The 22,271-nt window shown below is 51.5% G+C and carries 19 protein-coding genes and 1 other annotated feature; all 19 genes read left to right on the forward strand.

Annotated elements, in window-relative coordinates; genetic code table 11:
* The first annotated feature begins 369 nt into the window (after positions 1 to 369).
* Complete coding sequence (locus tag HEQ50_RS07115; protein WP_168899829.1) at positions 370 to 1,689, forward strand: folylpolyglutamate synthase/dihydrofolate synthase family protein; 1,320 nt, start codon at positions 370 to 372, stop codon at positions 1,687 to 1,689.
* A gap of 44 nt (positions 1,690 to 1,733) precedes the next feature.
* Positions 1,734 to 2,399, forward strand: a complete 666-nt coding sequence (locus HEQ50_RS07120; protein WP_168899830.1) for a RadC family protein — start codon at positions 1,734 to 1,736, stop codon at positions 2,397 to 2,399.
* Positions 2,400 to 2,551: 152 nt separating this feature from the next.
* Positions 2,552 to 3,556: a rod shape-determining protein gene (locus tag HEQ50_RS07125; protein ID WP_020088369.1), complete on the forward strand. Its 1,005-nt coding sequence runs from the start codon at positions 2,552 to 2,554 to the stop codon at positions 3,554 to 3,556.
* An 84-nt stretch (positions 3,557 to 3,640) separates the two neighbouring features.
* On the forward strand, positions 3,641 to 4,492 hold the full coding sequence (mreC, locus tag HEQ50_RS07130) for a rod shape-determining protein MreC (protein WP_168899831.1): 852 nt from the start codon (positions 3,641 to 3,643) through the stop codon (positions 4,490 to 4,492).
* Between the two features lie 12 nt (positions 4,493 to 4,504).
* A complete protein-coding gene (gene mreD, locus HEQ50_RS07135; RefSeq protein ID WP_168899832.1) occupies positions 4,505 to 5,026 on the forward strand; it encodes a rod shape-determining protein MreD in 522 nt (173 codons plus the stop codon).
* Between the two features lie 18 nt (positions 5,027 to 5,044).
* A complete protein-coding gene (locus HEQ50_RS07140; protein WP_168899833.1) occupies positions 5,045 to 5,716 on the forward strand; it encodes a septum site-determining protein MinC in 672 nt (223 codons plus the stop codon).
* A gap of 1 nt (position 5,717) precedes the next feature.
* Entirely contained in the window at positions 5,718 to 6,524 is an 807-nt protein-coding gene (gene minD, locus HEQ50_RS07145; RefSeq protein ID WP_168899834.1) for a septum site-determining protein MinD, read from the forward strand.
* 94 nt (positions 6,525 to 6,618) lie between these two features.
* Positions 6,619 to 6,846 (forward strand) — a binding site (T-box leader).
* Between the two features lie 168 nt (positions 6,847 to 7,014).
* The gene (locus HEQ50_RS07150) at positions 7,015 to 7,656 is read left to right on the forward strand and encodes an amino acid ABC transporter permease (protein WP_168899835.1); all 642 of its coding nucleotides are present in this window, start codon (positions 7,015 to 7,017) and stop codon (positions 7,654 to 7,656) included.
* Positions 7,657 to 7,674: 18 nt separating this feature from the next.
* Entirely contained in the window at positions 7,675 to 8,310 is a 636-nt protein-coding gene (locus HEQ50_RS07155) for an amino acid ABC transporter ATP-binding protein (RefSeq protein WP_168899836.1), read from the forward strand.
* Between the two features lie 14 nt (positions 8,311 to 8,324).
* Complete coding sequence (locus HEQ50_RS07160) at positions 8,325 to 9,179, forward strand: amino acid ABC transporter substrate-binding protein (RefSeq protein ID WP_168899837.1); 855 nt, start codon at positions 8,325 to 8,327, stop codon at positions 9,177 to 9,179.
* 339 nt (positions 9,180 to 9,518) lie between these two features.
* A complete protein-coding gene (gene yfmF, locus HEQ50_RS07165; RefSeq protein WP_168899838.1) occupies positions 9,519 to 10,799 on the forward strand; it encodes an EF-P 5-aminopentanol modification-associated protein YfmF in 1,281 nt (426 codons plus the stop codon).
* Positions 10,774 to 12,078, forward strand: a complete 1,305-nt coding sequence (yfmH, locus tag HEQ50_RS07170; protein ID WP_168899839.1) for an EF-P 5-aminopentanol modification-associated protein YfmH — start codon at positions 10,774 to 10,776, stop codon at positions 12,076 to 12,078. Before yfmF ends, yfmH begins: the two co-directional genes overlap by 26 nt.
* Before the next feature lie 112 nt (positions 12,079 to 12,190).
* Positions 12,191 to 13,117: a helix-turn-helix domain-containing protein gene (locus HEQ50_RS07175; protein WP_168899840.1), complete on the forward strand. Its 927-nt coding sequence runs from the start codon at positions 12,191 to 12,193 to the stop codon at positions 13,115 to 13,117.
* Positions 13,118 to 13,187: 70 nt separating this feature from the next.
* Entirely contained in the window at positions 13,188 to 13,775 is a 588-nt protein-coding gene (gene pgsA / locus HEQ50_RS07180; RefSeq protein WP_168899841.1) for a CDP-diacylglycerol--glycerol-3-phosphate 3-phosphatidyltransferase, read from the forward strand.
* A gap of 239 nt (positions 13,776 to 14,014) precedes the next feature.
* Complete coding sequence (locus tag HEQ50_RS07185; RefSeq protein ID WP_168899842.1) at positions 14,015 to 15,265, forward strand: competence/damage-inducible protein A; 1,251 nt, start codon at positions 14,015 to 14,017, stop codon at positions 15,263 to 15,265.
* A 91-nt stretch (positions 15,266 to 15,356) separates the two neighbouring features.
* Positions 15,357 to 16,475: a recombinase RecA gene (gene recA / locus HEQ50_RS07190; protein WP_168899843.1), complete on the forward strand. Its 1,119-nt coding sequence runs from the start codon at positions 15,357 to 15,359 to the stop codon at positions 16,473 to 16,475.
* Between the two features lie 256 nt (positions 16,476 to 16,731).
* On the forward strand, positions 16,732 to 18,291 hold the full coding sequence (gene rny, locus HEQ50_RS07195; protein WP_168899844.1) for a ribonuclease Y: 1,560 nt from the start codon (positions 16,732 to 16,734) through the stop codon (positions 18,289 to 18,291).
* 235 nt (positions 18,292 to 18,526) lie between these two features.
* Positions 18,527 to 19,321: a TIGR00282 family metallophosphoesterase gene (locus HEQ50_RS07200; protein WP_168899845.1), complete on the forward strand. Its 795-nt coding sequence runs from the start codon at positions 18,527 to 18,529 to the stop codon at positions 19,319 to 19,321.
* A 28-nt stretch (positions 19,322 to 19,349) separates the two neighbouring features.
* Entirely contained in the window at positions 19,350 to 22,055 is a 2,706-nt protein-coding gene (gene mutS / locus HEQ50_RS07205) for a DNA mismatch repair protein MutS (RefSeq protein WP_370520133.1), read from the forward strand.
* Positions 22,056 to 22,271 lie beyond the last annotated feature (216 nt).

Consider the following 22,271-nt stretch of genomic DNA (forward strand, 5'->3'; position numbering starts at 1 on the left):
CCCTTTTTTATACACTTTTTTTACTCTACACAGTATACAAAAATATCCGTTGCCAGTAATCAATTAAATTGATTACCAACAACAGATATTTTAGAACCATTTTTTTGCGCCTATTAAGTACTAATGTCAAAACGCGTACTTGGGTTGCGGCTCAAACTGAAACCTTACCTTTTCTTAAGTCATGACGCTCAGCAGTCTAACCGCACATTGCGTCTAAAATCGGTACCAGACAACGGTTTTAAGCCTCATCGTGCGTGGCATGACGTGGTGGGCGGGTGTCGTCAGTTGGGGAAGGCGTTGAACGTTTCGCCGTTCACGGGAAAATCTGCTACACTAAGAGGCAGTGACTTATGCGGGAGGTTGTTTATTTTGGTAGAAACGTACGCTGAAGCCCTGCAGTTCATCCACGGTCGCGATCGGTTTAAGAAAAAACCGACGCTGGACCGGATGCGGCAATTTATGCACATCTTGGGTGATCCACAGGCACAGTTAAAGATGATTCACGTTGCGGGAACCAACGGTAAGGGCTCCACGGTAGCCTTCTTGCGCGACCTCTTTATGGCGGAAGGCCAGACGGTGGGGACGTTTACTTCGCCGTTTATTACCCGGTTCAACGAACGAATCAGCACCGACGGCCAGCCCATCAGTGATGATGATCTCGTGGCGATGGTTAATCGGATTCAGCCCGTGGTTGCGCGGCTGGATCGCGAGTTAGCCGAGGAGGGGCCCACGGAATTTGAAATCGACACGGCCCTGATGTTTTGTTATTTTGCCAGCCATCCCGTTGATATCGTGATTGTCGAGGTTGGCCTGGGGGGCCTGTACGATTCGACCAACATTATCACGCCGGCCGTGTCGGTGATTACCACCATTGGCCTGGATCACATGAAGATTCTCGGGGACACAATTCCCAAGATTGCCATGCAAAAGGCGGGGATTATCAAGTCTGGCGTACCGGTCGTTTGTGGCCGCCTCACGCCCGACGCGTTGGCGGTGATGGACCAAACGGCGACCGCTCAGCACACGGATGTCCGGGCGTTGGGCCGGGACTTTAACGTTCAGAATCAGCCCGAACCGGGGTGGGGGGAGCGATTCGCCTACACCTGGGGCGATCATCGGTGGCGCCACCTCGAGATTGACCTGCTGGGGCAATATCAGATTGACAATGCGGCGACCGCGTTGACGGCCTTCATCACGTATCATCAGGTGCGGCAGCTTCCCGTTAACATTGCCGAGATTCGGGCCGGCTTGAAGCATACGGCCTGGCCTGGTCGGTTTGAACGGTTAACGGCTGAACCGGTCATTGCCATTGATGGGGCCCACAACGAGCCGGCCATGGTGGAAATGGCGCAGTTGTTACGCCAGCACTTTGCGCAGCACGACATTTACATTATTCTGGCGGTGTTGGCGGATAAGCAGTATTCTCAGATGGTACGCACGCTGCTGAAGGTGTCCAATGTCCACATCATCGTGACCCAATTTCAAGGTCCGGGGAAGCGTCCGGCGGCGACACCTCAGGCGCTGGAAGACGCCGTCACTTCGCATAAACGGATCACCATGGCCGCGGACTGGCCCAGTGCGTTAAAACAGGCGCTGGCCAACGTTTCGGCGGATGATCTCGTCTTATTGACGGGTTCACTTTACTTTATTTCGGAAGTTCGGCAGTATTTTAAAGATGCTGACGAATAAATGGCGACCTTTTACGGAGTTAGTCTGTAAGGGAGCTGAGAAGAATGCAACGACAACGGGTGAGCAGTACCAATGAACGTGAGCTAGTGCGACGAGTCATGCGGCAGTTGGGGTTGGCCCCGACTGAGGAAGTTGACCGCTTCTTTCGGTATTTTCGGTGTGTGGCCAATCTGCGCTATGCCAGCCAGCGACAGTGTCAGCACTATGTGGGAGGCAATGCCGCACGGCGCGCCTTGCTGACGGCGATTGCGTTGGGACGCTGGGTGCAACGGGCACCGCGGCCCATCTATGGTGAGGTGTCGGCCAGCAGTCAGATTGGGGGGCTACTGATGGATGAATTGCGGTATGCCCCTCAGGAACGCTTGGAAGTTCTCGCCCTGGATGCGAAACATCGCATCATTGACCGGCAAACGGTCTTTGTGGGGACGTTAGATAGTTGTCCTGTCCATCCGCGCGAGGTTTTTCGATTGGCCGTTGTGACCGGTGCGGCGGCGATTGTGGTCGCCCACAACCATCCCAGTGGCTTGGCCGATCCCTCGCCCAATGATCTACAGTTCATGCGGCGATTGGCGACGTGTGGGGAGCTCATGGGGATTCCGCTGCTCGATGGTTTTGTCATTGGGTTGCAGAACTACTATAGTCTGCGTGAGGCCGGGATCTTGCCCCTCAAGCCCGTGGCAAATAAGTCAGAAGGTTTAAAATCTGATTAAAATCAGTTTTACCTATTTCTTTCTCGTTAAAAGTTCGGTATTCTTGACATTGACGACGTGTTCTCACGTAGATAGGTATGTTATAATACGTCTATCAATGAATAAGACAAAAAACTATAAATATTTTGTTGACCACGAAGGGATGAAACACAGTGTTCGGATTAGGAACGAAAAATATTGGAATCGATCTTGGTACCGCCAATACAATTGTGTATGTTGACGGTAAGGGAATCGTTCTACGCGAACCTTCTGTTGTTGCCAAGAACACAAAGTCTGGGGAAATTGTGTCCGTTGGTGAAGACGCACGTGCAATGATTGGTCGGACGCCGGCAAGTATTGTTGCCATTCGGCCCATGAAAGACGGGGTTATTGCGGATTACGATACGACCGTTGCGATGATGAAGTACTTCATCGAAAAGACGGTGGGTAAGTCCAGCGGTAAGCCTTACGTCATGGTTTGTGTGCCAAGCGGTGTAACGGAAGTTGAAAAACGGGCAGTCATTGACGCGACCCGTGTTGCTGGTGCTCGTGACGCTTACGTTATTGAAGAACCATTTGCTGCGGCTATTGGTGCCGGGTTGCCCGTTATGGACCCCACCGGTAGCATGGTGGTTGACATGGGTGGTGGAACGACCGACGTGGCAACGATTTCTCTTGGGGGAATCGTGTCCAGTCGCTCCATCCGGGTTGCCGGTGACAAGTTGGATGATGCGATTGCAACGTATGTGCGGTCAAACTTCAACCTGTTGATTGGTGAACGGACCGCCGAAAAGCTGAAGATGGACATTGGATCCGCTTCGGTCGAAGATGCCGACAAGATTGAAGGCGCCACGATTCGGGGCCGAGACCTGGTTTCTGGCTTACCAAAGGCAGTGGAAGTCTCCGCTGTTGATGTGGCCAAGGCCATTCAAGAACCCGTTCAAGACGTGATTACGGCAATTAAAGAAACTTTAGAAGAAACATCACCGGAAATCGCCGCTGACGTGATTGATCACGGCATTGTGTTGACCGGTGGGGGTGCACTCCTGAAGAACCTATCGGAAGTCATTGCCGATGCCACCAAAGTGCCAGTTTCCATCGCCAACGATCCACTGGATTGTGTCGCGGCTGGTACTGGTGAATCATTAAAGAGTATCGATGTCATGAAGAAAAAATAGGGACTAGCGGGAAGGCAGCTTCCCGCTTCTTTATTGTGACGCCAGTGACGATGCTGTGACTGGCGAACAAGATGGAGGTCAAACATGCAGAAATTTTCTTTCAATCGGCGACTCGTGATCATTATTGTCTGCTTGATTGTTAGCTTTGCTTTGATGACGGTGTCCGTAGCTATTCGTAACAAGAAGTCCACGCCACCGCTGATTCAGCAATTCGGTAACGATATTGTGGGGCTGGCCGATCGGGTTGTCGCTCTGCCAGCGAATGGGTTACGCGGTTCCGTGAGCTCAATTTCAGAATTGCTGAACACGTATCAAGAAAACCAGCAATTGAAGAAGCAGGTCAGCGAGCTCGCTCAGACCAAGGTGCGTGATCAAACACTAGCTAAGGAAAACAAACAGCTTAAGCAAGAGATCAAACTGAACGGGTCACTGACGGATTACACGGCCATCACGGCTGCGGTGATTACCCGAACACCTTCGTCTTGGCAAAATCAAGTGATTATTAATAGGGGCGCTTCAGCCGGTGTTGTGAAAAACATGCCCGTGATGGCCGGTTCCGGTCTCGTAGGACGGGTCTCTGAAGTCAACAAGACGAATTCAAAGGTCGAACTCATTACGGATAATAATGATTCCGCCAACCGGTTTGCCGTGACGGTATCGACCAAGTCCGGGAAGACGGTCAACGGGGTGCTGAGTGGCTACAAGGCCGCTACCGGTCAAATTACCATGGATAATCTGACGACGAAATCGAAGATTAGCAAGGGTGACAAGGTGATTACCAGTGGCCTCGGTGGGGTAACCCCTAAGGGTCTGTTCGTCGGAACCGTTGCCAAATCGGTTGGTTCTGATTACGGGTTATCGACGAAGTTGTACATCACGCCAGCAACGGATTTAGGCGACCTGAACATTGTGACGGTTGCGGTTACGAAACAATAAGGGGGCTAAGACGTGTATCGATTATCTAAAATGCGTTTTGGTTTTCCGATCGGTCTGTTCTTGATGCTGTTTCTAGATGGTAGCATCAGTCAAATCTTTAGCGTCCATCTGTTCAGCACACCCTCGGTCATGATTAGCCACTTGGTAGTTCTCTGGCTGGTGTGTGGCGTGCTATTCGAAGAAAACATGCCGATGCCGCTGGTGAAGTGGGCGATTGCCGCCGGGATTGTCTTTGATCTCTACTATACGGGGATTTTCGGCGTGTACATCTTTGTCTTTCCGTTGATTGTCTACGTGACACGGGTGACGATCAAATACATTAGTCCTAATTTTTTGAGTGGACTATTAATCTACTTTATTGATATCACCATTGTTGAAGCCTTAAGCTTTGTGGCCAGTCGGGTCGTACACATGACGGCCATGTCGGGCAGTGCGTTTTTGGTGAATACCTTGGCCCCAACCTTGGCGTTAAATCTCGCCATGTACGTGGTCTTATATTTTCCAATTCGCGGGGTGTATAATTGGTTAAAATAGGTGAAGGGAACGAACGTTATGCAAGCTGCCGTATTACGGGGAACGCAAAACGGCTATGATTTGGTGCTCAAGCAATCAGCGAGCATGGACCAAATTCTAGCTGATTTGAGAGCATTACTGGAAAATTTAAATGTTGATCCACAGGCCATGGAGACGGCGAAGGTTTCGCTGGATGTGTTGACCGAGGATCGGATTTTGACGGCCGATGAGAAGTCACAGGTCGAAAAGCTGGTCGGAAACTACCCGCGTTTTGAAATCCATAAAATTGCGGCGAACGTGATGACTATCGCGGATGCCGTTCAGTTGCGTGAGCGTGAAAATGTTCACCTGTTGAGTAAGGTCATCCGGAATGGTCAAGACGTGACCATGCAAGGGGATGTCCTATTTTTAGGGACCATTCACGAGGGTGGTAAGCTCTGTACGACCGGAAATATTTTCTCAATGGGTGATGTGAGCGGTATCTTACAGGCGGGCTATCCCGATGATGAATCCAAGCTGATTATGGGGAATCTGGCGACCGCACAACAGGTTAGAATTGCCGAACAGTTTGACATCATTGAATCCGACCAAGTAGCCGATTCCAATCAAACCATCGCTTACGTGAACGACCTCCACGTGTTGTCATATGGTCAGCGCAGTGCATTAAAGAAGATCAACCCGAAATTGTACAACCGGATTGGAGGAATTTAGAATGGGAAAAGCAATTGTGATCACCTCTGGTAAGGGTGGTGTGGGCAAGACCACAACCAGTGCCAACATTGGGACGGCACTCGCCTTAATGGGCAAACGGGTGTGCCTGATGGACTTGGATATTGGTCTACGGAACTTAGACGTTGTTCTGGGATTGGACAACCGCATCATTTACGACATCGTGGACGTGGCGAGTGGCCGGGCCAAGTTACCCCAGGCGCTGGTCAAGGACAAGCGATTCGATGATAAGCTTTACCTGTTACCGGCTGCGCAGAATACGGATAAGACGGCTCTTCAACCCGAACAAGTTAAGGCGATCGTGGACGAATTAAAGCCAGAATACGACTATGTGTTGATCGACTGTCCTGCTGGGATTGAGCAGGGGTTCATGAACGCTGTCGCCGGGGCAGATGCTGCCATCGTCGTCACGACCCCCGAAATTTCGGCCGTCCGGGATGCCGATCGGGTCGTCGGCTTGTTGGAACAACATCCATTGACCGAGGCACCACGCTTGTTGATTAACCGGATTCGGCGGAACATGATGCAAGATGGTTCCATGATGGATATCGATGAGATTACCCATCATTTGGGCATTGAATTACTCGGAATTATCTTTGATGATGATGCCGTTATTTCAACTTCCAACCAGGGTGAACCGATCGTGATGGATGCCGATAATGCCGCTTCACAGGGCTACCGGAATGTTGCACGGCGCTTAGAGGGTGAGACGGTTCCGTTGATGAAGTTGGAAGATCAGGAACCGGATGGGTTCTGGCACAAGGTCAGCAGCTGGTTCCATCGCGGTTAACCAAATTGTGATCACCAAGCAAGTGAATTTTCAGGAAATTTGGCAATAAGCCTTGACGTTTGTGAAAATTAAAAGTAGTATATTGTCAACGAAACGAAAAACGTTGAACAGAAGAGTAGGTCAGATAAGTGTCAACAGAAAGCCCGAATGATGGAAACGGGTGACCTTGTTTGTCCGAAACACATCTGTGAGTTGGTCGTCTGAAGCGAGTAGGATGATCCGGGATAGCCCGTTATAGCTGGAGTTGCTTGCAACTCACCGAGGTTAGGTCAGTGATGACTTAGCAAACTAGAGGTGGAACCACGATGTGATCGTCCTCTTAGGCCCAGTTAGGGTCTAAGAGGACTTTTTTATTTTCATGGGGTGCAAGGAACTCCGTAAGTCGGTGTGGCGTAAGCTCACCGAGTACATGAGGTGGCACCGCGTGATTACGCCCTCTTGAGAGAAATCTCAGGAGGGCGTTTTTTGTTGAAGAAGGAGGAGAATTGTTATGCACTATGTTAGTCAGATTTTACCATCACTGATTTCCGGAACCGGAATGACGTTATCCATATTCTTTTGGACCTTAATCGTTTCCGTTCCGCTGGGAATCTTAGTAGGTCTGGGCATGATTACCCGGTTCAAACCCTTGACTTGGTTGATTAATATCTACGTTTGGTTAATGCGAGGCACGCCCCTGTTATTGCAATTAATTTTCGTCTTTTATGGGTTGCCGATCATCGGGATTGTCTTCAACCGCTACGATGCCGCGCTCTTCGCCTTCATCCTGAACTACACGGCGTACTTTGCTGAAATCTTCCGTGGTGGTCTACAAGCCATCCCGGTTGGCCAGTACGAAAGTGCCCGGGTCTTGCGGTTAACCAAGTGGCAGACGCTTCGTAAGATTGTGATTCCACAAGTGGTTAAGATTGTCCTGCCATCCATTGGTAACGAGGTCATTAACTTGGTTAAGGATTCATCCTTGGTCTACGTCATCGGTCTGGGCGACCTGTTACGTGCCGGGAACGTGGCCATGGCCAGAGACGTCACGCTGGTGCCAATGTTATTGGTTGGTGTGATCTACTTACTGTTAACGGCCGTTTGCACGCTGGTCTTGAAGCGATTGGAAAAACACTACAGTTACTGGCGTTAGAGAAAGGATGGTTATCTTATGTTAGAACTTAAAGGGATTACGAAAAAGTTTGACGGCAAAACGATCTTGGATAAGGTCAATTTAACCGTTAACGACGGTCAGATCTTAACGATCGTGGGGCCTTCTGGGGCCGGAAAGACCACGTTACTGCGGTGCATTAGCGGGTTGGAAATGGTTGATGGCGGCCAGTTCTTATTGGACGGCCAAGCCTTTGACCCCGCGACAAATCGGGACAACGATGCCGTGATTGGCGTTGTGTTTCAGGATTTTCAGTTATTTCCTAATTTGACCGTTTTACAGAATGTCGTGTTGGCGCCCATCATGGTTTTAAAGAAGTCTACGGCGGATGCTGAACAAGAAGCCCGGACACTTCTCGATCGATTGAATCTAGGCGGCAAGGCAGACCTCTTTCCATATGAGCTCTCCGGTGGTCAGAAACAACGCGTCGCCATCGTCCGGGCCTTGGCCATGCACCCGAAGTTGCTGTGCTACGACGAGCCCACTTCGGCACTGGACCCCGACCTACGTCGTGAAGTGGAAGAGATTATTTTAAAGCTCAAGCGCGAGGGCATGACCCAAATTGTGGTGACCCACGATATGCCATTCGCGGAATCAATTGCTGATCAGATGTTACGGGTTGAACCCAAAGAGTAGGGAGGTGCCACGCCATGAAATTTAAAAAAATGCGTTTGTTCGCGCTGGCTCTACTGGTGGTGGGCTTGACCGTCACCTTGGCCGGGTGTGGCACGAACGTCACGCAACGCGCTAACACGCAGGATACGTGGTCCACCATTCAACGGAAAAAGAAGGTCGTCATTGGCCTGGATGATAGCTTCGTGCCGATGGGGTTCCGCGAAAAGAGTGGTCAGCTGGTTGGCTACGATATCGACTTGGCCCGCGCGGTCTTTAAGCAGTATGGTATCAAGGTGGACTTTCAATCCATCGACTGGAGTATGAACGTGACGGAACTCCACAACGGGACGATTGACCTCATCTGGAATGGTTTCTCGATCACCCCACAGCGTGCTAAGCAGGTGGCCTTCTCGGATACCTATTTGAACAACGATCAGGTGCTGGTCACACTGAAGAAGAACCACATCACGTCGTATCGGGACATGACGGGTAAAGTGCTGGGCGCTCAGACCGGATCATCCGGTGCCAACGATATCGAGACGTACCCGAAGCTCCTTAAGAACCGAATTAAGAATCACGACGCCGTGACCTACGATTCCTTTACCAATGCCTTTATTGATTTAAACGTGGGACGCATCAAGGGGTTGTTGATCGACAGCACCTACGCCAATTATTACATTAAACACCAAGCCCACCCCGAGGATTATCGAGTCACGGTTGGCAGTTTCCCCAAGGAAAAGTTTGCCGTGGGGATGCGCAAGGGTGATGTGACGATGCGCCACAAGATTAACGCCGGATTGAAGAAGTTGGCCGCCGATGGACAACTACAGAAAATCAATGAAAAGTGGTTCGGTAACAACGTGGATACGCCATTGCTGAAAAATAAATAAATGACGAGTTAATCTTGGACCGGTTGTTGGTAAATTGATCTTGTCGAAGAAATGCGAAAATGTTATCGTTAGGGTTATAAGATAGCAATATCTGATTGGACCTCGAGTCCGTATGACGTCATCCATCTGGGTGGCGTCTTTTTTTGGCTAAATTGTCAGCCGAGAAGAAGTCGCATGCAAAAAAGATCACAACTGCTGACTGCCGGCCGTCGAGCAAGGATGAGTAGTCGGTCTGATCGTAGAAATGAAGCCGATTATCAGGGGCGTCGCTTGTATTTAGTGGCGGGTTCCTTTAGAATTAAACATCGATTAGTATTTTGCTAGAGGAGGCAATTGCGCGTGCACTTTCGCATAAAAGACGGGGTAACCTTGGATTTGTTGCCCACAAAACAATTTAAAACCATTGGGATCAAGGTGGATTTCGTGGCACCACTTCAAGCCACGGCAATCACGGCCCGTGCGCTGTTGGCTCAGGTCTTGGAGACCAGTACGGCGGCCTATCCGACACAGACCGCTTTGGCCCGCGAACTGTCACGCTTGTACGGTGCCAGCTTTGGTATCAGCGTCCTGAAGTTGGGGACAAAACATGTGATCCGGTTGACCTGTTCCCTCGTGGACGAACAGTATCTCGATAATTTTGGCCCGCAACAACCCTTATTCGAACAGGGGATGGCGCTGTTAAAAGAAGTTTTATTTGCCCCATTGTTGCCGCAGGGAAACTTCGATCCGGCCACGTTTACGCAGCAACGACAAAACTTATTAACGGCCATTAAGTCGTTGGACGATGACAAACAATACCTCGCCAATCGACGGCTACAGGAGCTCCTCTTCACGGGTCAGCCCACACAGGCCATGAGCGCATTGGGGGATGTCCACGTCTTAAACGACCTGTCAGCGACCGATATCTTAGGGACTTACCAGGATATGCTGGCCAACGATGCTGTGCATGTTGCGGTGGTTGGCGACGTCAACGCGGAGCGGGCCCAAGCCGCGATTGCCGATTGGCCGCTGGCTGACCGAACCATCGCCGACAGCACGCCGTATTACCGCTGGTCTGTTCGTGACCAGGTACAGGTCGGCGACGATGAGGCACCAGTCGTGCAGGCGAAGTTGAACTTGGCCTACCAGCTGCCAATTTATCGCGATGATGACGACTTTATGGCGGCCGTGGTCTTTAATGCAGCTTTTGGGGGCACGCCCCTGTCACTGCTATTTACCAACGTTCGAGAAAAGGCCAGCTTGGCTTATTACGCCAGCAGTGGCTACAATCCCTTCACCGGAACTCTGAGCGTTCAGACGGGGATTCAAGCGGAGAATCAGCAGCGCGTGACGACCATTATCGCCGCGCAACTAGCGGCGGTTCAACGTGGCGAACTGTCCGAAAAACTCTTGGCGGAGGTCAAGGCCAGCCTTTTAAATGCGCGGCTGGCGGCACTGGACAGTCCACAACGGCGGTTGACGGGCTTATTAAATACGCAATTAACCCATTTACACGAGCCTTTAGCGGCTTGGCAAGAAAAATTAGCAGCAATTACCGTTGACGATGTCACGCGGGTGGCTCAAAAGGTGACGCTGCAAGCAACATATTGTTTACATGGAGGTGTGCAGGGTGCTCAGTAAGAAAAAATATGACCGGTTAGGCGAAACGGTTTACCAGACGACACTGGCCAACGGGTTGAAGGTGCTCATGGTTCCCAAGGCAGGTTTTCACAAGACCTTTGCGATCATGACCACAGATTACGGCGCCATGGACAACGAATTTGTTCCCCGTGGTCAGCACCAATCCGTGCGCTTTCCGGACGGCATTGCACATTTCTTGGAACACAAGCTGTTTGAGAAGAAAGATCACGATGCCTTTGACCTGTTCGGCAAGTATGGCGCGAGTGCCAACGCCTTTACTGGCTTCACGCAGACCAGTTATTTGTTTGCGACGACGAGTCATTTGAAGGAAAACCTGGAGATTCTGCTCGACTTCGTGCAGGACCCTTACTTTACGGCGGAAACGGTGAATAAGGAAAAGGGAATCATTGGCCAGGAGATTCAAATGTACGATGATGACCCGGGCTGGCAAAGCTATTTTGGGATGATTGGTCAGCTGTATCCTAAGGAACCGTTGCACATTGATATTGCCGGGACGATTGATTCCATTGATCGGATTACGGCGGATGACCTGTACGCCGCCTACAACACTTTCTATCATCCTAGCAATATGAACTTAATCGTGGTGGGCCAGTTGGACCCAGAGGAGACCCTGGATTGGATTACGGCAAATCAAGCGGGTAAAACGTTTGCGCCGAACGAACCGATCACGCGGGTACCCTCACCCCAAGCCCAGCCAAATGAGATTGTTGCGGCGACGACGCGCCAACTCACCGTTTCTCGGCCCAAGGTTAGTCTGGGGTTACGGGGCTTTGATCAGGTTCCGACTGGCCGTGCCGGACTACGCTATAGTGTGGCCGTCTCGTTGATGTTTGACCTGTTGTTTAACGACACCAGCGATAATTACCTACGACTATACGATGCCAACGTTATTGACGACAGTTTCGGCTATGACTTTCAGGTTCAGCGGGGGGCCCACTTTGCCCAATTGGCCGGGGATACCGATCAGCCCGAGGCGTTTGCCCGCGAGATCACCGCGATCTTAGCGGACGCTGCGACCCAATTAGCCGCGGCCAAACCACAATTTGAGCTCGTAAAACGCGAGGCGGTTGGACGAATCGTCGGCGCCATTAACTCGGTTGAGGGGATTGCCAACCAGTATGATGGTCCACTATTTGATGATGCGACTATTTTCGATGAACTAACTATTTTGGAGCAATTAAGTTTTGAGGACTTATTAGCTGCTGCACGGGACTTTTTGGCCCAGTGTCGGCAAACGGTCTATACGATTTTTCCCTAAGTGGAGATTAAGAAACCGTTAAATCATGAATTCTGGAGCCTGTCGCTGAAAATGACGGGGCGCCTATGCTATACTGCTAGTAGAGAAATTTTGAACAGGTGGAGAATTAAAAATGAGTGAAAACAAAATAACATTGGGGAAAACACTGCGGGATGCCCGGATTGCGAAGGGCTTCACGTTGGACGATCTGCAACAGACAACCAAGATTCAGAAGCGTTACCTCATTGCGATTGAGGATCAAAACTTCGACGAACTGCCGGGAGACTTTTATGTCCGGGCCTTTATTAAGCAGTATGCTGACATGGTTGACTTGGATGGGGCCGAACTGTTAAAGCAATTCGACAGTGCCCTGCCAAGTACCCAGACGCAGGAATATGTGGACAAGGTCAACGAAAATAATCCGGAGACCCGTTCCCAGCAACGAAAGGTCGATGACCGGTACGTCAAGTTGCGGCGCACCATTCCGGTGATTGGTATTGTTATCGTGGTACTAGTCGTCCTGGTGGGAATCTGGGTCGCGGCTTCGCGTAATGGTAGCAGTAGCAAACAAGATAATGTCGATAGTAGTTCGGTGAGCGTTTCCGGGAGTTCGAATAAGTCTTCCAGCAGCTCATCGAAGTCCAGCAGCACGTCATCAAAGTCGTCATCCAAGAAAAAGACGGCCAGCTTTAAACAACTGAGCACGACGACTTCCGGCTCGACTTGGGAAATGAAGAATGCGGCTTCTAAACCTAAATTAGCCCTTTCTGCCAGCAGCAGTGCCTGGATGTCCGTGACGGTCAACGGCGCAACGAGTTGGCAAGGAACCTTGTCATCAGCGACCTCGCACACGATGACGATCCCAAGTTCCGCAACGAGTGTCACCTTTAAGTTTGGGAATGCACCAGCTACCAAGGTTAAGGTTGACGGCAAGACGTTTGACTTCACTTCGGCGACTGCCACGAGTACGGCATCGAGTGCCAGCACCTCTGGGACCACGACGAGTTCAAGTAGCACGACGACCAGTCAGGTACAGACGGTCACGTTGGAATTCAAATAACGTAGAAGCGGGTCGGTCCGTGGCGACCGGCGCGCTTTTTTCGTGAGGTATGTTTAAGGAGGAAAAGTTTGTGAATGTTCCAAATCGCTTAACCATTGTACGTATCATCTTGATTCCGGTTTTCTTATTGTTGCTCGTCGTTCCTTTGAATTGGGGCAACGTCGTGTGGTTGGGAACCACAATTCCCGTTACCCAAGTGATTGGTGCAGTCGTCTTCGCGGCGGCGTCAATTACTGATTTTTTGGACGGACAGATTGCTCGGCGACAGCATTTGGTGACAAATTTTGGTAAATTTGCCGATCCGTTAGCCGATAAGATGATTGTCATGACGGCCTTCATCTTGTTGGTCGACATGGGGGCCGTTCCCGCTTGGGGAGTCGCCATTATCGTCTGCCGTGAACTGGCTGTGACGGGTCTGCGGCTGATCGTCGTTGAGACTGGGGGCCGGGTGCTAGCGGCGGCTTGGCCGGGAAAGATTAAGACGACAACGCAAATGGTCGGCATTATTCTGTTGCTCTTAAATAACATTGGGTTTGGGACGATCCACATTCCAATGGCCTTAATCTTCTTCTACATTTGCCTATTCTTTACGATCTACTCGGGGATCGACTACTTCGTTCAAAATCGGCAAGTCTTTGCGGATTCTTCCACTGAATAGTGTCTAATGATAGCCTCCGTTGCTTAGATGACGGGGGTTATCTTGCCCTTTAGCGGGACAATCTGACACCGTAAAATGAAATTCGGTGGTATGCTGGAGATTGGTACGTTCGGTAAATTGGGCAGATTGATCAGGATCGGCTAGGACTGTATTGAAAATTAAATTTAAAAATGATGGTTTTCGACAAAAAAATTGTGGCTTTTTGCGGAGTTAGTCAAAGAGCCTTCAGGAGGGGTAACATGCAAGCAGAAATTATTGCGGTCGGAACTGAGATTTTGCTAGGGCAGGTGGTCGATACGAACTCGGCCTACATTGCGCAGGGCCTTGCCGATGCGGGAATTGAAGTCTACTACCATTCGCTAGTGGGTGATAATGCCGATCGTTTAACGGCGGTGGTCAATCAAGCGCGGTCGCGTAGTGATTTAGTCGTGATTAGTGGTGGGTTGGGACCAACCAAAGATGACCTCACAAAGCAAACGGTCGCGCAACTGTTGGGGGTCAAATTGGTTGAGGATCAACCGGCAATGGCCAAGATTCAGCGCCACTTTGCGACGACGGGCCAAAAATTGACGCCTAACAATCGCTTACAGGCGTTGTATCTTGCTGGTAGTGAACGGTTGCAGAATACGACTGGTATGGCTGTGGGGTCCTTTTATCGGGATCCTCACGGGGCAGACTTGATGCTACTTCCCGGGCCACCCAGTGAACTGGAGCCGATGTTTGAGAACGAGGCGTTGCCCCGGCTGAAGGCGGCCTACCAACGACAGGAATTTCTGGTTTCCCGAGTGTTGCGTTTCTTTGGGATTGGCGAGGCCGAGCTGGTCACCCAGTTGGCGGACCTAATCGATCATCAGACCAACCCTACCATTGCGCCATATGCGAAGGTCAACGAAGTGACGTTGCGGTTGACGGCCACGGCGCAGTCAGCGGCAGCCGGTGAGCAGTTGCTCGACAAGATGACCGACACCATTCAGGACCGGGTGGGGGACTACCTCTACGGGTTCGGTGATGACAATAGTCTAGCGCAGGTGGTCGTCAAGACGTTGATTGCCCGGCACCTGACGATCACGGCGGCTGAGAGTTTAACCGCTGGAAAGTTTCAGAGCACGTTAGGCGATGTGCCGGGGGTCTCGGCGGTCTTTCCCGGGGGCTTTGTAACCTATGCCAACGCGGCCAAACACGACTTGCTGGGGGTGCCCCAGACGGTCATTGCGACGGCTGGCGTGGTGAGCGCGGCGACGGCTAAGGAGATGGCGGAGCGGTCCCGTCAGAAGTTGGCAACGGATTTGGCGGTTAGCTTTACGGGAGTCGCCGGACCGGATGCCTTGGAAGGTCAGCCGGCCGGCACCGTGTGGTTGGGCTTAGCACAGCGCGGTCAGGCCCCACAAGCCAAGCTGCTCCATCTGACCGGTAACCGGGCTAAGGTTCGGGAACGGGCCGTGATGCAGGCACTAGATTGGCTCCGACGAGTTTTAGCGGCTCAAAAATAAAAGGGGAACTTTTGTTCTCTTTTTGCTTGCTTTTTTAAGAATAAATCGGTATAGTGTTATTTGAAATGTAACGCACCTAAGGAGGATTTGGATGGCTGACGAACGACAAGCGGCGCTGGACAAAGCGCTGAAGAAAATTGAAAAAGACTTTGGTAAGGGCTCCATCATGCGGTTAGGGGATAACACCAATATGCAGGTGGAGACCGTGCCTTCTGGCTCGTTGGCCCTTGACGTGGCGTTAGGGGTCGGTGGCTATCCACGTGGACGAATCGTCGAAATTTACGGCCCTGAATCTTCGGGGAAGACCACGGTCGCCCTGCACGCGGTGGCTGAAGTCCAGAAGCGTGGTGGTACGGCGGCTTACATTGATGCTGAAAATGCCCTGGACCCTGCCTATGCGACAGCATTAGGGGTCGACATCGACAGCCTGTTGCTGTCCCAACCAGATACTGGTGAACAGGGACTGGAAATCGCTGATGCGTTGATCTCTAGTGGTGCCGTTGATATTGTGGTCGTCGATTCCGTTGCGGCCTTAGTACCGCGTGCCGAAATCGAAGGCGAAATGGGTGACGCCCACGTGGGGCTGCAAGCACGGATGATGTCTCAAGCCCTGCGGAAGCTTTCCGGGTCAATTAACAAGACCAAGACCATTGCCCTGTTTATTAACCAGATTCGGGAAAAGGTTGGGGTGATGTTTGGGAACCCTGAAACCACGCCTGGTGGCCGGGCCCTGAAGTTCTACGCGACGGTACGTCTCGAAGTACGGCGGGCGGAACAGATTAAGGACGGCACGGATGTCATTGGTAACCGTACCCGGATCAAGGTTGTCAAGAACAAGGTGGCTTCGCCATTTAAGCGGGCCGAAGTGGATATCATGTATGGTCAAGGTATTTCTCAGACCGGGGAACTCCTGGACATGGCGGTTGAAAAGGATATCGTGGATAAGAGTGGTTCTTGGTACTCCTACGGTGAAGACCGGATTGGCCAAGGACGTGAGAATGCCAAGCAGTACCTGGCCGATCACCCCGACATGATGGCTGAGGTGAACACGCGTGTTCGGACGGCCTATGGCGTCAATGTCGATGGCGATGATGCACCAGCTCCTAAGAAGGCTGATACGGCCAAAGACGAAACCAAGTCCAAAAAAGAGGGTAAAAAGCCCACAACGCAACAAAGTGAATTAATTCCGAACAAGCCGCAAGGTAAGTAGGATGAAGGCTTGAAGTGCTGACTTCAAGCCTTTTTCATTGCTTGAACGGTGACCTATCGCTTGGGAGATGAGCGGACCTGTGGGGAGATCGCGGCGAACGGGGCGACTGAGCCGTGAATTTGCCGCCAGTTTCCGTGGAGTTTAGTTGACAGCGTTGATGGCAACCATTAAAATTGAAGTTGCGTCAGTTATCATATCAACATCTTAAAAAGTCTGATTTTAAATTAGTCATTTTTGATGATGCGGAGGTGGAATCATGAGTGTTCCAATTATAATCCTCGCAATCATCGCTATCGTTGTTGGTGTCGTGGGCGGTTATTATTATCGTAAATCGGTCTACGAACGCAAGCTAGATGCTGCCAAGTTCACTGCTCAAGGTGTCTTGGCCGAAGCCAAAAAACAAGCCGAGACGGCTACCAAAGAGGCGCTATTAGAGGCCAAAGAGGACAGTCACAAGTATCGTGCGGAGGTCGAACAAGAGCTGAAAGAACGACGTGCCGAAGTTCAGAAGCAAGAAGACCGCTTGATTCAACGGGAAGAAACGCTTGACCGGAAAGACAATTCTCTGGAAAAACGCGAAAATTCGTTGAACCGTCGAGACAAGAAGCTTAGTGGTGAAGAACAGAATTTAGCCAAAAAGCAACAACAAGCAGACTCACTGATTGAAAAACGGCAGGATGCAGTGGAAGCTGTAGCCGCCTTATCCCAGGACGATGCACGTCACCTGATTATTTCAGAAGCCAAATCGGCGCTGGCGGGTGAACGGGCAAAGATGATCAAGGAAAGCGAAGAGTCAGCACGCAAGACGGCCGAGGCTAACGCCAAAGACCTGATTGTGTCAGCGATTCAACGGAGTGCCGCCGATATGGTCACGGAAACCACGATTTCTGTGGTCACCCTGCCTAATGACGACATGAAAGGGCGGATTATCGGTCGTGAAGGCCGTAACATTCGCACCCTGGAAACGTTGACCGGAATTGATTTAATTATCGATGATACGCCGGAAGCTGTCGTCTTGAGTGGCTTTGACCCATTACGGCGAGAAGTTGCTAAGATTGCGCTTGAGAAGTTGATCCAAGATGGCCGGATTCATCCGGCACGGATCGAGGAAATGGTGGCTAAAGCCAAGAAGGAATTGGACGAACATGTCCGCGAACTTGGTGAACAGACGACCTTTGATTTGGGGATACATTCGATGCATCCCGAACTGGTCAAGTTGGTTGGCCGCTTGAATTTCCGGATTTCTCATGGGCAAAATGCTTTAGCCCATTCAATTGAGGTTGCCAAGATCACTGGGGTCTTAGCCGCTGAACTCGGTGAGGATGTTACGTTAGCAAAACGTGCAGGATTATTACATGATATTGGCCGCGCCGCTGAGCATGAGGACGATAGCTCCTACATTGCGACTGGAATGGAACTCGCGAAGAAGTATCGTGAGAGTCCGGTCGTTGTAAATGCCATTGCCGCTCAAGCGGATGAAACGGCGCCGCAGTCTGTGATTGCGGAACTGGTTGGGACGGCTGATTTGATTTCAGCGACTCGGCCAGGCGCACGCTCTGATTCTCTTGAAAGTTACATCCACCGCTTAGATAAGTTAGAAACGATTGCCAACGCCTTCGATGGGGTTGACCACAGTTTCGCCATCCAGGCTGGACGTGAAGTGAGAGTCATCGTGCGGCCAGAGAAGATTTCCGATACGGATGCCGTTGTCTTGGCACGAGACATTAAGAAGCAGATTGAGGGCGACTTGGATTATCCAGGTCACGTCAAAGTTTCCGTCATTCGGGAAGTCCGGTCAGTTGAATATGCGAAATAAGTCAGAGAAGCTAGGCCAAGTTGGTCCTAGCTTTTTTACGTCATTTCAGCCTAATCCATGGTAAAATAGACCGTATGTAATTGTGTAGACTCAGACCGGAAACGGTCAGGGCGGATGTAGTAGTGCCACTTAAGTAGCGGCACGGATCATTGGTCTTGCGTTTCCGGGTTAAAAAATAATCGGCAGCCGCCGGTCTAATGAGGGCCCATGTGGGGTCACAGATAGGGGAACGAAGATGCGTATTCTTTTTGTTGGTGATGTTGTTGGAAACATTGGTGTGGATATGATTCATGAGTATCTGCCCCAACTCAAGCGCGATTTGAAACCACAAGTCACCATTGTCAACGGGGAAAATTCAACGCCCGTGGGACGAGGCATCAGTCAAAGTATTTACAAACAGCTGCTGAAGGACGGGGCCGACGTGGTCACCATGGGCAATCATACCTGGGACAACGCCGAGCTCTACGACTTTATTGGCGGGGCAAACCGGCTGGTGCGGCCGGCCAACTTTCCCGGCGATACTCCGGGCCAGGGCTGGACGAAGGTGAAGGTTAACCAGCAGGTGTTGGCCGTTGTCAACTTACAAGGCCGAGTCTTCATGAACCCGATGGATGATCCCTTTGCGTTGATGAAGGGCTTATTGCCAGAGTTGGATACCGACTTTGTATTTGTGGATTTTCATGCCGAGACGACCAGTGAAAAACGGGCCTTTGCCATGCGTTACGATGGTCAATTGTCTGCGGTGGTCGGTACCCATACGCACGTCCAGACTAGCGATGCCCAAGTGCTTAAGCACGGAACGGCCTTTCTGACCGAGGCGGGGATGACCGGCCCAGCCGATAGTGTATTAGGCATGCAGGCGGATAGCGTGATTGAACGTTTCGAGAACCAGCGGCCCACGCGGTATACCGTTCAGGAGCGGGGCGCCGGGTTACTTTCAGGTTGTGTGATTGACCTCAACGACAAGACGGGACACGCGTCACGCATTCACCCCATCTTGATCAGCCCCCAACACCCGTATCAAAGTTAATTTTTTTGTGAATTGAAAGGATGAACCAATTTCCATGACGAAGACGACGCCCATGATGGCCCAATATCAAAAAATTAAGGATCAGTACCCGGATGCCTTCCTGTTTTACCGGCTCGGGGACTTTTATGAAATGTTTAATGAGGACGCCGTAAAGGGTTCCCAGCTACTGGAGCTCACGTTGACCACCCGGAGTCACAGCGCCAAAAATCCAATTCCCATGTGTGGGGTTCCACACAAGGCTGTTCAGAATTATATCGACATTCTGGTCGATCAAGGGTATAAGGTGGCCATCTGTGAACAAATGGAGGACCCGAAGCTGGCGAAGGGCATGGTCAAGCGTGAAGTCATCCAATTGGTGACCCCTGGTACCCAGACGGATACCGGCGCGGCTGGTGCTAAGCGCAACAACTACTTAACGGCACTCACCATGACCGATGCCACCCACTTTGGCTTGGCCTACACCGATCTCTCAACCGGTGAATTAAAGGTCGCCGAATTGGCGACGGTGGATACGGTGGTCAATGAACTCATGAGCTTGCAGACCAAGGAAGTCGTGGTCGATACCACGATTGACGCTGACCTGCAAGCCCGTTGCCAGCAGTTGGGGATGTTGATCTCGTCGCAGCCGGACATTCAGGCCAGTTCCGAGCTCAGTTACGTGGAACAGGACCTCACCAGCGACCTGTTAAAACAGGCGGTCGGTGTGTTAGTGACCTACGTAACGGTGACCCAGAAGCGGAGCTTGGCCCATTTACAACGGGCGGTGGCTTATCAACCAACGGCCTTTCTGAAGATGGATCACGCCTCCCAGTCGAACCTGGAAATTACGCAAAACCTACGGACGAAGAAGAAGTCCGGGACGTTACTCTGGTTGTTGGATGAGACCAAGACCGCCATGGGTGGCCGGCTGTTGAAACAGTGGCTGGATCGTCCCCTGATTGACCGCGCCCAGATCGAAGCGCGTCAAGCCAAGGTCGGCGTCTTGCTCGATCATTACTTTGAACGGAATAATTTACAAGCGGAGCTGGTCAAAGTCTATGACTTGGAACGACTAGCGGGACGGGTCGCCTTCGGCAGCGTCAATGGCCGGGACCTTATTCAGCTACAAACCTCGTTGGAACAGGTTCCCCAGATTGCCCACACGATTGAAGACCTCGGCGAAAAAGTCTTTGACACCACGCTCCGGAACCTCGATCCCGTTGAAGACGTTGCGACGGCCATTCGCGATGCAATTGTCCCCGAACCACCGTTATCCGTGACGGATGGCGGCGTCATTCGTGATGGCTACAGCGACCAACTCGATGAATACCGCGATGCCATGCGTCACGGTAAGCAGTGGTTGGCCGAGATGGAAGCGCACGAACGTGAGGTTACGGGTATCAACAACCTTAAGATTGGCTACAACCACGTCTTTGGGTATTACATCGAAGTGACCAAGGTCAACCTGAATAAATTGCCAGCTGACCGTTACGAGCGGAAGCAAACGCTGGCCAACGCCGAACGCTTCTCCACACCAGAATTGAAGGAAAAGGAACGGTTAATTCTGGAAGCGCAGGAGAAGTCTACGGCGCTTGAATACAAGTTGTTTGTCGACCTTCGTGAACAGGTAAAGACCGCCATTACCCGACTCCAGAAGTTGGCCGCCATCATTGCTGCCCTGGATGTTCTCCAGAGTTTTGCGGTGGTCAGCGAGGACTATCACTTTGTAAAGCCAACCCTGATTGCGGGACATGACCTAGAGATCAAGCAGGGTCGGCATCCAGTTGTCGAGAAGGTCTTGGGTCGACAAACTTACGTGCCCAACGACGTGTCCATGGATGAACAGACCAATATCTTGCTGATCACGGGCCCCAACATGTCTGGGAAGAGTACCTATATGCGGCAGCTGGCCTTGACGGTTATCATGGCGCAGATGGGGTGCTTTGTTCCCGCTGAAGCGGCACAAATGCCGGTCTTTGACCAGATCTTTACGCGAATTGGCGCGGCCGATGACCTGATTTCTGGCCAGAGTACGTTTATGGTTGAAATGCAGGAGGCCAACCGGGCGTTGAGCCATGCGACGGCTAACAGTCTGATCCTCTTTGACGAGATTGGCCGGGGGACGGCCACCTACGATGGCATGGCGCTGGCGCAGGCCATCATTGAATTTGTCCATGATCAGGTCCACGCGAAGACGTTGTTCTCCACCCACTATCACGAATTGACGGCACTGGAGGATTCCCTCAAGGCCTTACGCAACGTGCACGTGGGCGCCGTGGAACAGGACGGCGATTTAGTCTTCTTGCATCAGATGCAACCGGGACCGGCCGACAAGTCTTACGGGATTCACGTGGCCAAATTAGCCGGGATGCCAACGCCGTTACTGAAACGGGCCGAGGTTATCTTGACGGACCTAGAGGACGAGGCGGCGGCCAAGCCCGTAGTGGCGGTGCCGAACCAACCTGAGACCGTCACGACACAGCAACCGGTAGCAACACCTGCGGAACCGGTCAGTGAAGCGGCGACCGAAGCCGAAGTGGCGGTTACACCGGAACCCGCAACCCCAACGCCGGCAGATACGGCGACAACGAATGACGCGGCGGATCAACAACTCTCCCTATTCAGCGATGAACCGGAGTTGAATCCGGCACAGGCCAAAGTCATCGAGCAACTGAGCCACCTGAACCTTATGGGAATGACCCCGATGGACGTCATGAGCCAGGTCTACAAGTGGCAACAAAAATTGTCGAAATAACCATCAGATTGTGGTAGTTGGTCGCCTTACCGTTCGCGGAATCTAGGCTGGAACGCTGGGGAAGGCCGGTCCGAGCCATAGAGCGGTCTCGAACCTTGCTTTGAGCCGGAGAATCATCGTCTCAAAGTCACCCATTTACCAGCAAAAATCGCTGGTAAATGCCCCGGCTGAGCCTAGATTTCGCTTCACTCCCGGCTACAGTAGATGTCGTTCGTA

This window comes from Lactobacillus sp. HBUAS51381 (assembly GCF_012641095.1).
In the GTDB taxonomy this organism is placed as follows: Bacteria; Bacillota; Bacilli; order Lactobacillales; family Lactobacillaceae; genus Levilactobacillus.